The sequence below is a fragment of the Polaribacter sp. BM10 genome, from assembly GCF_002005425.1.
GTDB classification, from domain to species: domain Bacteria; phylum Bacteroidota; class Bacteroidia; order Flavobacteriales; family Flavobacteriaceae; genus Polaribacter; species Polaribacter marinaquae.
Genome location: NZ_CP019704.1, coordinates 1,155,533 through 1,167,407, shown reverse-complemented (window position 1 = coordinate 1,167,407; position 11,875 = coordinate 1,155,533). Strand labels below are relative to the sequence as shown.

The 11,875-nt window shown below is 30.0% G+C and carries 14 protein-coding genes and 1 other RNA gene; 12 read left to right on the top strand and 3 right to left on the bottom strand.

The window, feature by feature from the left end:
* Nucleotides 1–28: 28 nt before the first annotated feature.
* On the bottom strand, nt 29–985 hold the full coding sequence (locus BXQ17_RS05200) for a glycosyltransferase family 2 protein (protein ID WP_077809633.1): 957 nt from the start codon (nt 983–985) through the stop codon (nt 29–31).
* A gap of 51 nt (nt 986–1,036) precedes the next feature.
* A complete protein-coding gene (locus tag BXQ17_RS05195; protein ID WP_077809632.1) occupies nt 1,037–1,558 on the bottom strand; it encodes a DUF4199 domain-containing protein in 522 nt (173 codons plus the stop codon).
* A 178-nt stretch (nt 1,559–1,736) separates the two neighbouring features.
* Between BXQ17_RS05195 and ffs the strand changes: the two genes are divergently transcribed.
* The 5 genes from ffs to BXQ17_RS05170 all read left to right on the top strand — a co-directional run bounded on the left by ffs (nt 1,737) and on the right by BXQ17_RS05170 (nt 5,887).
* An RNA gene (gene ffs / locus BXQ17_RS05190) (signal recognition particle sRNA small type) lies at nt 1,737–1,835 on the top strand.
* Between the two features lie 147 nt (nt 1,836–1,982).
* The gene (locus tag BXQ17_RS05185) at nt 1,983–2,786 is read left to right on the top strand and encodes an SDR family oxidoreductase (RefSeq protein WP_077809631.1); all 804 of its coding nucleotides are present in this window, start codon (nt 1,983–1,985) and stop codon (nt 2,784–2,786) included.
* Nucleotides 2,787–2,976: 190 nt separating this feature from the next.
* Complete coding sequence (gene fsa, locus BXQ17_RS05180) at nt 2,977–3,630, top strand: fructose-6-phosphate aldolase (RefSeq protein ID WP_077809630.1); 654 nt, start codon at nt 2,977–2,979, stop codon at nt 3,628–3,630.
* A gap of 122 nt (nt 3,631–3,752) precedes the next feature.
* A complete protein-coding gene (gene menD / locus BXQ17_RS05175) occupies nt 3,753–5,435 on the top strand; it encodes a 2-succinyl-5-enolpyruvyl-6-hydroxy-3-cyclohexene-1-carboxylic-acid synthase (RefSeq protein ID WP_077809629.1) in 1,683 nt (560 codons plus the stop codon).
* Nucleotides 5,435–5,887, top strand: a complete 453-nt coding sequence (locus tag BXQ17_RS05170; RefSeq protein ID WP_077809628.1) for a DNA-binding protein — start codon at nt 5,435–5,437, stop codon at nt 5,885–5,887. Before menD ends, BXQ17_RS05170 begins: the two co-directional genes overlap by 1 nt.
* 1 nt (nt 5,888) lies before the next feature.
* On the opposite strand, the gene BXQ17_RS05165 is transcribed toward BXQ17_RS05170, so the two are convergent.
* The gene (locus BXQ17_RS05165; protein WP_254712408.1) at nt 5,889–7,049 is read right to left on the bottom strand and encodes an alpha/beta hydrolase-fold protein; all 1,161 of its coding nucleotides are present in this window, start codon (nt 7,047–7,049) and stop codon (nt 5,889–5,891) included.
* A 66-nt stretch (nt 7,050–7,115) separates the two neighbouring features.
* Here BXQ17_RS05165 and BXQ17_RS05160 point away from each other — a divergent pair, with 66 nt between their 5' ends.
* The 7 genes from BXQ17_RS05160 (at nt 7,116) to BXQ17_RS05125 (ending at nt 11,870) form a co-directional block, all read left to right on the top strand.
* On the top strand, nt 7,116–7,955 hold the full coding sequence (locus BXQ17_RS05160) for a 1,4-dihydroxy-2-naphthoyl-CoA synthase (protein ID WP_077809626.1): 840 nt from the start codon (nt 7,116–7,118) through the stop codon (nt 7,953–7,955).
* A gap of 73 nt (nt 7,956–8,028) precedes the next feature.
* Nucleotides 8,029–8,898 (top strand): formyltetrahydrofolate deformylase, encoded by an 870-nt coding sequence (gene purU / locus BXQ17_RS05155; protein WP_077809625.1) that lies wholly within the window; start codon nt 8,029–8,031, stop codon nt 8,896–8,898.
* 61 nt (nt 8,899–8,959) lie between these two features.
* Complete coding sequence (locus BXQ17_RS05150) at nt 8,960–9,568, top strand: fumarylacetoacetate hydrolase family protein (protein WP_077809624.1); 609 nt, start codon at nt 8,960–8,962, stop codon at nt 9,566–9,568.
* A 316-nt stretch (nt 9,569–9,884) separates the two neighbouring features.
* The gene (locus BXQ17_RS05140; RefSeq protein WP_077809622.1) at nt 9,885–11,126 is read left to right on the top strand and encodes a competence/damage-inducible protein A; all 1,242 of its coding nucleotides are present in this window, start codon (nt 9,885–9,887) and stop codon (nt 11,124–11,126) included.
* 88 nt (nt 11,127–11,214) lie between these two features.
* Entirely contained in the window at nt 11,215–11,454 is a 240-nt protein-coding gene (rpmB, locus tag BXQ17_RS05135) for a 50S ribosomal protein L28 (protein ID WP_077809621.1), read from the top strand.
* A 27-nt stretch (nt 11,455–11,481) separates the two neighbouring features.
* Nucleotides 11,482–11,664, top strand: a complete 183-nt coding sequence (rpmG, locus tag BXQ17_RS05130; RefSeq protein ID WP_077809620.1) for a 50S ribosomal protein L33 — start codon at nt 11,482–11,484, stop codon at nt 11,662–11,664.
* A gap of 53 nt (nt 11,665–11,717) precedes the next feature.
* On the top strand, nt 11,718–11,870 hold the full coding sequence (locus BXQ17_RS05125; RefSeq protein WP_077809619.1) for a DUF4295 domain-containing protein: 153 nt from the start codon (nt 11,718–11,720) through the stop codon (nt 11,868–11,870).
* The last annotated feature ends 5 nt before the right edge of the window (nt 11,871–11,875 follow it).

Genomic DNA, 11,875 nt, shown 5'->3' with positions numbered 1-11,875 from the left:
TAATTGATACTTAATTACAAATATACAGTTAGAAATTTAGTTTTTCTTTAATTGAGTAGTGTTTTTCGTTGGTTTTGGTTTTTATAATAAGTTCACCAATAAAACCAGCTAAAAATAATAAGGTTCCTAAAATCATAGAAGTTAGTGCAATGTAAAACCAAGGATTATCTGTTACTAAGATGGTTTTGATGCCATTAAAAACTTTATACAATTTAACTGCACCGATATAAAATGCAGTTGTTGTACCAAATAAAAACATAAAAGTTCCCCAAAGACCAAAAAAGTGCATTGGTCTTTTGCCGAATTTAGAGAGGAATGAGATTGTAATTAAATCTAAAAATCCGTTAACAAATCTGTCCATTCCAAACTTTGTTTCTCCGTATTTTCTTGCTTGGTGTTGTACAACTTTTTCTCCAATTTTTGTAAAACCTTCATTTTTAGCTAAAACAGGAATGTATCTGTGCATTTCTCCGCTAACTTTTACCGATTTAATAACTTCATTCTTATAAGCTTTTAAACCACAATTAAAATCGTGTAGTTTTAGGCCAGATGTTTTTCTTGCAGCAGCATTAAAAAGTTTTGAAGGAATATTTTTAGTAACAACGTTATCGTAACGTTTCTTTTTCCACCCAGAAATTAGGTCGAAATCTTCTTTAGTTATAAGATTATATAATTCTGGTATTTCTTCTGGATTGTCTTGTAAATCAGCATCCATAGTAATTACAACAGCACCCTTTGCCAATTCAAAACCAGCGTCTAAAGCCTGAGATTTACCATAATTTTTTTGAAAACGAATTCCTTTAACAGGTTCGTGTTCTTTGGCTAGTTTTTCTATAGTTTTCCAAGAAGCATCTGTACTACCATCATCAATAAAAATTACTTCATATAAATAACAATTGGATTGCATAACTTTTGCAATCCAATTGTATAATTCATCTAAAGATTCTTCTTCGTTAAGAAGTGGTATTACTACCGAAATATCCATATTTAATATATAATGTTATAAGTTGTAAAATTAAACTTATAAATTTAAAATTTAGTAAGTTTCTTCTTCAGATTTTTTCATGATTGCTGCAGCAATTGCAGATACTATAAAACCACCTATTGCATAACTTACGATACCTAATGCCGCCATAATAAATGGTCCTTTAAAAGATTCTCCCATGGCATTTGCAGCTTCAATTTGCTCTTCTGTCATTCCTTGATCTAAGAAAGCTTGATTTTGAATTTCTGTCATTTGATTCATGAAATCTGGTTCTATAAAATTCATAAAGATGTAGTTATAAATCACCATAATTAATCCGCCTAAAACGGCAATACCTACACCAACTTTAACGCCTTGTCCCCAAGACATAAAACCACCGTTTGCTGCTTTAAATTGTTTAATACCAAGAATTAAAGCTCCTATAAAAATTACTGCATTTATAATACTAGTAGACCAATGTGGCTTTAAGTGATTACCTGTAGCATATAATACTAAATAGAATATTACACTTACAACACCTAGTATTACACCGTTGTTTACTATAAAACCTTTACTGTTTGCTTGATTGTCCATTTGTTTTTTTGATTAGTTAGTTATACAAATATATTCATTTCGATGAGATAGCATAAATTTTTAATTTTTTTTTATATTTCTATCGCAACAATATATTAGTATTCAGTAATTTAAAAATGTTACAAAAAAATTAATAAAATTTTAATTGTTTTAATCAAAATAGATTGTAAATTTGCATCGGCAAGTTCTACACAACTAGCTCCCTTTGAATCCTCCAGGGCGGGAACGCAGCAAAGGTATTAGGTTGTAGCGGTGTGATGTAGGTAGCTTGCCATTTTTTATGCCCTAAAGTTTCGTACAAATACTTCTTTTAACTTTACACAATTACTTTTCTAATTTTTAGATTGCTTGGTTTACTTTTTAGATATTTGCAGCAAATTAAAAGATTACTTTTAAGAATGTAATCTGTTGTAAGTATTAAAATATGTCTAAAATAGTATTAGTTACCGGTGCATCTTCTGGTATTGGTAAAGCAATTGCTACTTTTTTATCTGAAAAAGGTTATAAAGTTTATGGTACAAGTAGAAACCCAAAAAATGAGCAAGATTTTTCTTTTGAATTAATTGCTTTGGATGTTTTAAAAATTGAAACGATAAAAACGGCAGTTTCTAGTATCATAGAAAAAGAAGGTAGCATAGATATTTTAGTAAATAATGCTGGTATTGGTGTTACAGGTCCGATAGAAGAAACGCCAACAGATGAAATGCGAAACGCTTTTAACACAAATTTCTTTGGTGCTATCGATGTAATTAAAACAGTTTTACCTTTTATGCGTAAGCAAAAATATGGTGTTATTATTAACACAACTTCGATTGCTGGTTATATGGGGTTACCGTTTAGAGGTATTTATTCGTCGTCTAAAGGTGCATTAGAATTGGTAACGGAAGCGACAAGAATGGAGGTAAAAAGATTCGGAATTAATATTGTAAATGTTGCACCAGGAGATTTTGCAACAGACATTATTTCGAGAAGATACCATACGCCACTTTTTAAAGATTCTGTGTACAAAGAAAATTACAAAGCCAATTTAGATTTAATGGATGCACATGTAGACACAGGTAAAGATCCTATAGAAATGGCTAAAAAAGTGTATAAAATTATCAATACCAAAAATCCTAAAATTCATTATAAAGTGGGCGGAACGTTAGAGAAATTCTCTATTGTTTTAAAACGAATTTTACCAGATACTTGGTTTGAAAAATTATTAATGAATCATTATAAATTATAACACTACTGTTTATAACTAGTAATAAAATATAGTTTTTGATTTCACATAAATAATTTACAACTAACTATATTTGCGTTAGGGATTGAAGCTTTGTTTGAGCTCTTTTGTGAAGTATGAACAAAAAGCGAGTGCGTAAAGCCCGCTCGAACGCCCAAAAAAATAGAACACAACTAAAATAAAATAGATACAAATGAAATTTTTTATTGACACAGCAAATTTAGAGCAAATTAAAGAAGCGCAGGCTTTGGGTATTTTAGACGGAGTTACAACAAACCCTTCTTTAATGGCTAAAGAAGGAATTACAGGAGAAGACAACATTATTAACCATTACAAAGAAATTTGTGAGTTGGTAGATGGTGATGTTTCTGCAGAAGTTATTTCTACAGATTTCGACGGTATGGTGAAAGAAGGTGAAGCTTTGGCTGCTTTAAATCCGCAGATTGTGGTAAAATTACCAATGATAAAAGATGGTGTAAAAGCGTGTAAATATTTTTCTTCTAAAGGAATAAAAACAAACGTAACTTTAGTTTTTTCTGCAGGACAAGCTTTATTGGCTGCCAAAGCAGGTGCAACTTATGTATCGCCTTTTATTGGTAGATTAGATGATATTTCTACGGATGGTTTAAACCTAATTGCAGAAATTCGTCATATTTACGATAATTATGGTTTCGAAACAGAAATTTTAGCAGCTTCTGTGCGTCATACAATGCATATTATAGATTGTGCAAAATTAGGTTCTGATGTAATGACAGGTCCTTTAAGCGCTATCGAAGGATTGTTAAGACACCCGTTAACAGATAGTGGTTTGGCTAAGTTTTTAGCAGATTACCAAAAAGGAAACTAATCGACATAGTTGATTTTACATAAATTTAGTCAGAAAGTAGAAAAGTTATTTTTTACTTTCTGGCTTTTTTGTCTTTATTCACTTTTGTACTTCGTAACTTTGCTACTTTGTAATTTATAGTAATGTATCCAAAAAAAGAACTCGCACAAATTGTAATATCTGCATGTAATCAATTCGAAATTGATACTGTTGTTATATCACCAGGTTCAAGAAACGCACCATTAACCGTTGGTTTTTCTAATCATAAAGAAATCGATACTTTAAGTGTAGTAGATGAGCGTTGTGCTGCTTTTTTTGCTTTAGGTATTGCGCAACAAACTCAAAAACCTGTAGCAGTTTTATGTACATCTGGCTCTGCATTATTAAATTATTATCCTGCAATTGCAGAAGCTTTTTATAGCAATATACCTTTGGTGGTAATTTCTGCGGATAGACCAAAGCATTTAATTGATATTGGTGATGGCCAAACAATCCGTCAAGAAAATGTTTTCGAAAATCATATTTTATTTTCTGCAAACTTAATCGAAAACGAAAAGTTTAAAACTAGAAATTCTCAATTAATTGGCGAAGCTTTACAAACAGCAGTTTCTAAACAAGGTCCGGTGCATATAAATGTGCCTTTTGATGAGCCTTTGTATGAAACAGTTTCTGAATTAAAAGAATACCATTTTCCGCATATATCGATGAGTTTTTTAGATAATTCTCATATTGATTATGATAATTTATCGAATATTTGGAATGCCGCAGAAAAGAAAATGATTTTAGTTGGTGTTAGTTATCCTGATGAGGAATTACACCAATTAATAGATTTATATGCTGATGACGATTCGGTTTTGATTTTTACAGAAACAACTTCTAATTTACATCATAATAAAGCTGTAAATTCTATAGATCAGTTGATATTTTCTTTGGATGACAATCAGTTTGAAAACTTAAAGCCAGAAGTTTTAATTACGTTTGGCGGAATGATAGTTTCGAAAAGAATTAAACAGTTTTTAAGAAAATATCAACCAAAACATCATTGGAATATTGATGCTAAAAAAGCAACAAATACTTTTTTCTGTTTATCAGAATTTATACAAACACAACCAGTAGATTTTTTTAAGAATTTTAACAACTTGGTTGTTAAAAAAGAAAGCACTTATCAAGATAAATGGTTAACAATTAGAGATAAAAGAAGAGAGAAACATGCTAATTTTTTAGCCCAAACAGCACATTCAGATTTTAAAGTTTTTGAACAAGTTTTAGCAAATTTGCCTAATAATTGTCAGATTCAAATTAGTAACAGTTCTATTATTAGATACGCACAATTATTTTCTATTGATAAAAGCAATACAGTTTTTTGTAATAGAGGTACAAGTGGTATAGATGGTAGTACTTCTACGGCAGTTGGTGCTGCTTTTGCAAATAAAAATCAGACGGTTTTTATTACTGGTGATTTAAGTTTTTTCTATGATTCTAATGCACTTTGGAATAAAAATATACCAAGTAATTTTAGAATTATTTTAATTAACAATTCTGGTGGCGGTATTTTTAAAATTATACCCGGACCAAAAACAACCAACGCAACAAAATATTTTGAAACACCACACTGCTTAACTGCAGAACATTTATGTAAAATGCATAATTTCGAATATCTAAAAGCTTTTTCTACAGAAACTGTTGCGCAACAATTAAAAGGTTTCTTTGATGAAAGTGTAGAGATAAATTCTGCAAAGACTCAAAAACCAAAAATTTTAGAAATCTTTACACCAAGTAAAGAAAATGATTTAATTTTAAAAGAATATTTTAAATATATAAAATAATGGAATCACAAGAAGATACATACGAAGGAGAAATGAATTTGAAAGAAGGTGAAAAAGTAAACCTTGTTATAGAAACCGAAACGGGTTTAGGATATACTGTTTTAATTAATGAAGAGTATGATGGTTTGCTTTTTAGAAGTGAAGTTTTTCAGGACTTAGAAGAAAATATGGAAGTTGTTGGTTATATTAAAAAGATTCGTGAAGATGGTAAAATCGATGTTTCTTTAAGACCACAAGGTTTTAGAAATGTAATAGACTCTGATGTTGAAAAGGTTTTAGAAAAGCTAAAAAACAGTAGAGAAGGTTTTTTATTGTTAACAGATAAAAGCTCGCCAGATTCAATTCGTTTTCATATGAAAATGAGTAAAAAAGCATTTAAAAAAGCGGTTGGTAATCTTTACAGACAAAAATTAATTGACATTAAAGAAGATCGAATAGAATTGGTTAAATAATTTATTGACCACCCAATCTTAAAACATTTTCATAAAACGCATCTGCATTAGGATCTGCCGGATCCATTTTACCATAACCTATTTTATAATGGTATAATGCTTTTTTAATATTTTTACCTTCTTCATAATAACGACCAATGTAATAGTTGCCTAAAGGTGAAGAAGGAAAAAGTTTTAAAATCATTTTTCCAAAATTTAGTAATTGATCTCCGTTTTCTTTTTCGATAACTATTTTTTCTACAGCAAAAACATCTTGTTCTCTAATACCTAAGTTACTTCCAAATAAAAACTCGATATCTAAATATTTGTTTTCTAGATAAGAGATGGCATCAATTGGCGATAAGTCTTTAATGTTTTTATCAAACTCTTCCTTCGAAATTGCCGAATAAATTTCAAAAACTTTTGTAATAGCTCTTGGCATTGCTTCAGAAATAGCAGAAATACTACTATTTGTAGTAATTGTATCGTTTATAATATTGAAGTTTTTAATTTCTAAGCTAGAAAGTCCGGATTGTAATTGAGAAATTTTAGTCTGCTTGTTTGCCGAAAAAGAGTTCGAGTTATTTGTATAGAAGTAAAAAGTATTGTCTTCTTTTTCTAAACCAGGTAAATTATAGTTTTGTAATTGTGTACCAATAAAATCAGAAAAAGTAGGGTTTATACATACATATGCGTTAATAATTGGCGTTTGTTCAGCTAAAAAAGTTGTAGCTAAGTTTGCTGAAGTTCCTTCTGCAATTATCGAAATAAATGGCGATGTTTTGTAATTACTTTCAATCTCGAAGATTACTTCATTTCTTAAAAATTGATAGAATTTTTTATTTTCTACAGTTAAATTACCATTATTTATATTAAAATAAGTGTCTTTTTTTCTTGTGGATGCCATTTTGACAGCAACAATTATTTGTTTTGGTGCTTTGTCTTTTGCTGCAAAAAGCACCGCATTACCTACATAAGCATCAAATAAGTACTCTGCATCTAAAACAATTGCTAAAGGATAATTTTTCTCTTCTTTATCATCATATCCTTCGGGTAAATAAATTTTAATTTCTCTTTTATCATCAACATAATCAGAATTGATAGTTTTGGTAATAATTTTCTGAGAAAAAATACAAATTGAAAAAAATAAGAATATTAATAGCGGTGATTTCTTAATCATCATTTAGAATGTTTATTTTTGTAGATAAGAATCTTTTGTTCTCTTTTAGAACGTCTAAAATACAAAAATATGATACAACCCGAGTGGAAAACTGTTAAAGAATACGAAGATATTACCTATAAGAAATGCAACGGTGTTGCCAGAATAGCGTTTAATAGACCAAATGTAAGAAACGCATTTAGACCAAAAACTACTAAAGAATTGTACGATGCATTTTATGATGCTGGCGAAGATACAAGTGTTGGTGTTGTTTTATTGTCTGCAGAAGGACCAAGTACAAAAGATGGTGTTTATTCTTTTTGTTCTGGCGGAGATCAAAAAGCACGCGGACATCAAGGGTATGTTGGTGAAGATGGTTATCACAGATTAAATATATTAGAAGTACAACGTTTAATTCGTTTTATGCCAAAAGCGGTTATTTGTGTTGTGCCAGGTTGGGCAGTTGGTGGCGGACATAGTTTACATGTTGTTTGCGATTTAACTTTAGCATCTAAAGAACATGCAATTTTTAAACAAACAGATGCAGATGTAACTTCTTTTGATGGTGGTTATGGTTCTGCGTATTTGGCAAAAATGGTTGGTCAGAAAAAAGCTAGAGAAATTTTCTTTTTAGGTAGAAACTATTCTGCACAAGAAGCTTATGAAATGGGAATGGTAAATGCTGTAATTCCGCATGATGAATTAGAAGATACTGCATATCAATGGGCACAAGAAATTTTAGAAAAATCGCCTACTTCTATAAAAATGCTAAAATTTGCAATGAATCTAACTGATGACGGTATGGTTGGGCAACAAGTTTTTGCCGGAGAAGCAACTCGTTTAGCCTACATGACAGATGAAGCTAAAGAAGGAAGAGATGCCTTTCTTGAAAAAAGAAAACCTAACTTTCCAAAAAAATGGATTCCATAGCTAACAATAAATTTTAGAATTGCTAGATTATTTAATCTCGTAATTTGATATGAATACATCACAATTAATTACAATGAAACCACAAATAGTAACATTTCTTATAAAATGTCCAGATCAAAAAGGATTATTGGCAAAAATTACCAATTTCTTTTACGAACGCTCTTTTAATATTGTTAGTTGTCAGCAATATGTAAATGCCACAGAGAACACATATTTTATGAGAATTCGTTTAGATGCAGAAGGTGCAGAAGTTTCTAGAGCTGTTTTAGAAAATAGTTTTGTAGAGTTATCTAAACCTTTACAAATAGATTGGTCTGTATATTATGGTGATGATAGACAAAATGTAGCTATTATGGTTTCTCATACAAGTCATAATTTATATGATTTGCTGTCTAGAAACAAAGAGGGTTTATTAGATTGTAACGTAAAGTTAATTATAAGCAATCATGATAAGTTAAGACATATTGCAGAAATGTTTAATGTGCCTTATTATTATTTGCCAGTAACAAAAGATACAAAAGAAGCTCAAGAAGCACAAGTAATGAAGTTATTAGATGACAATGAAATTGATTTGACAATAATGGCACGTTACATGCAAATCTTATCTTCTAACTTTATTAACAAATATCCAGAAAGAATAATTAATATTCATCATTCTTTTTTACCAGCTTTTCAAGGTGCAAATCCTTATAAAAAAGCGTATGAAAGAGGTGTAAAGTTAATTGGAGCAACAGCACATTATGCTACAGAAGATTTAGATGAAGGCCCAATTATCGAGCAAGATGTAGAACCTGTTACACACGAAAGTACACCGTTTACATTAAAGAGAATTGGTGCAGATATAGAAAAGTTGGTTTTAGCAAGAGCTGTTAAAAACCATTTAAATCATCAAATAATAGTTTCAGGAAATAGAGCTATTGTTTTTCCGGAAGCAGGAGAATAATTTTTAATTATAAATGATCAATTACGGATGTAATATTCGTAATTAAAATTAGTAATTGAGTATGAAAATAATTTGTATTGGGCGCAATTACGCAAAACATATAGAAGAATTGGCGAATGAAAAACCACAAAACCCTGTTGTTTTTTTAAAACCAGATTCTGCAATTTTACCAAGAAAAAACCCTTTTTTTATTCCGCCTTTTTCTAATGATGTTCATTATGAAGTAGAGGTTTTAGTAAAGATAAATAAAGTAGGTAAACATATAGACACAAAGTTTGCGCATAAATATTATGATGAAATTGGTTTAGGAATCGATTTAACAGCAAGAGATGTACAAGCTAAATGCAAAGAGAAAGGATTGCCTTGGGAAAAAGCAAAAGCCTTTGATGGAAGCGCAGTTGTTGGTGAGTTTTATCCGAAGGAAAACTTTGATTTAGAAAATTTAAATTTTCAATTGTATAAAAATGATGCAATAGTACAAGACGGAAATACTAACGCAATGTTGTGGAAAATTGATGAATTAATTGCATATGTTTCTCAATATTTTACATTAAAAAAAGGAGATATTATTTACACTGGTACTCCAGCGGGTGTTGGCAAAGTTGCAGAAAATGATACTTTAAAAGGTGTAATAGAAGGTAAAGAAGCTTTTAATATTAGAGTAAAATAAAGTTGGTTAATTTTATTTTTCAAATAATAGCTTCTGTATTTATAGGTAGTTGTTTTGTTTATTTAGCAAAACGTTATCAAAAAAATCAAGTAATCTATTTTTTTATTGGCTTTACTATATCCATAGCAATAAGACTACTTTATTTGCTAGTTTATGGCTTTGTTAAAGATTTTGAAATTACCCAAGAATATAGTTACAACAAAAATTTATCAGTCTTATTAAGTATTATTATTCCGTATATTTTATTTGTCTTTTTAAGAAAAAGACTAGCAAAAAATAACGGAAACGATACAGATATAAATGAAATAGGAAAAGAATGAATGCAGAAATTATAACAATAGGAGATGAAATTTTAATTGGTCAAATTGTAGATACAAATTCTCAATTTATTGGTCAGCAATTAAATAAAATAGGAGTATCGGTTTATCAAGTAACATCTATTCAAGATGATAAACAACATATTTTAAACGCATTAAAAGAGGCGCAAGAAAGAGTAGATATTGTTATTTTAACTGGCGGATTAGGGCCAACCAAAGACGATATTACCAAAAAAACAATTGCAACTTATTTTAAAGATGATGAGGTTATAGAGTATCCAGAAGTTATTGCTCATATAAAAGCACTTTTTAAAAAAATAAATCATCCTTTTAAAGAAATTCAAAAAACACAAGCACAATTGCCTTCTAAAGCAACCTTGTTAATGAATACATTTGGTACAGCACCCGGAATGTGGTTTTTCGAAAACGAAACGGTTTTTGTATCGTTACCAGGCGTACCTTATGAGATGAAAGGATTAATTGTAAATGAAGTATTACCAAGAATTCAAAAGCAATATCAGTTACCTTACATATTTCATAAAACAATTATGACTTATGGAGCCGGAGAAAGTACTATCGCAGAAACATTAGAGCATTTTGAAGATAATTTACCGGGTTATATAAAGTTGGCGTATTTACCATCTTTTGGTAAAGTTCGTTTACGTTTATCTGCAAAAGGTACAGATAGAGAACTTTTAGAAAAAGAATTAACATCTAAAGTAGATGAAGTTTATAAATTAATTCCAGAATTTATAACTGGTTTAGACGACGATAACTCTTTAGAAAAGCGAGTAGGAGAGTTGCTAACAAAAAATAAAAAAACATTAGCGACTGCAGAAAGTTTAACTGGTGGTAAAATTGCAGCAACTTTGGTCGCGGTTCCAGGATCCTCTTCATACTATAAAGGAAGTATTGTTGCATACTCCGAAGAAGCTAAAATAAATTTACTAGATGTTTCTGCAGAAATTATAAAAGAGCATTCTGTAGTTAGCAAACAGGTTGCGTTAGCAATGGCTAAAGGTGTAAAAAATAAATTAAAAACAGATTATGCAATTGCCGTTACAGGTAATGCAGGTCCTACACAAGATAAGACAGATAAAAGTGTTGGAGTTGTTTTTGTTGCTTTTGTATCTGATAATGAAGAGTTTGTAAGAGCTTTTGATTTTGGTCAACCTAGAGAAAAAGTGATTAATAGAACTGTAAGCAAAGCTTTAGAAATTCTTCAGAAAGAAATTCTTTAAAAATTTGTAAAATTATTTTGCTCAAAACTAGATTTATTTGTAAATTTGCACCTCGTTTAGAGATAACACTAATAAAACTGTCGAAAAGATGTCTAGAGTTTGTGAATTAACAGGAAAAAAAGCAATGGTTGGGAACAATGTTTCTCACGCTTTAAATAGAACTAAGAGAAAGTTTGACGCTAATCTAATGACAAAGCGTTTTTACATTCCAGAAGAAGATAAATGGATTACTTTAAAAGTATCTGCATCTGCTTTAAAAAATATTAACAAGAAAGGAATTTCTGCAGTTATAAAAGAAGCAAGAGCTAACGGTTTTTTAACTAAATAAGTTTAAGCAGATTAAAATTATACAGAGATGGCAAAAAAAGGTAACAGAGTTCAAGTAATTTTAGAATGTACAGAGCACAAAGCAACTGGTAAACCAGGTACTTCTAGATACATTACAACTAAGAACAAGAAAAACAGTCCTGATAGAATGGAGATTAAGAAATTTAACTCTATTTTAAATAAAATGACTGTTCACAAAGAAATTAAGTAATTTAAACATATCTAGAACTCCGAATAGAGCACATAGATAAAAAACATTAGACAATGGCAAAAAAAACAGTAGCATCGTTACAAACTTCATCAAAAAGATTAAGTAAAGCTATAAAGATGGTTAAATCTCCTAAAACAGGAGCTTACATGTTTGTAGAGAAGATCATGGATCCTTCTAAAGTAAACGATTTCTTAGCAAAAAAGTAATATTT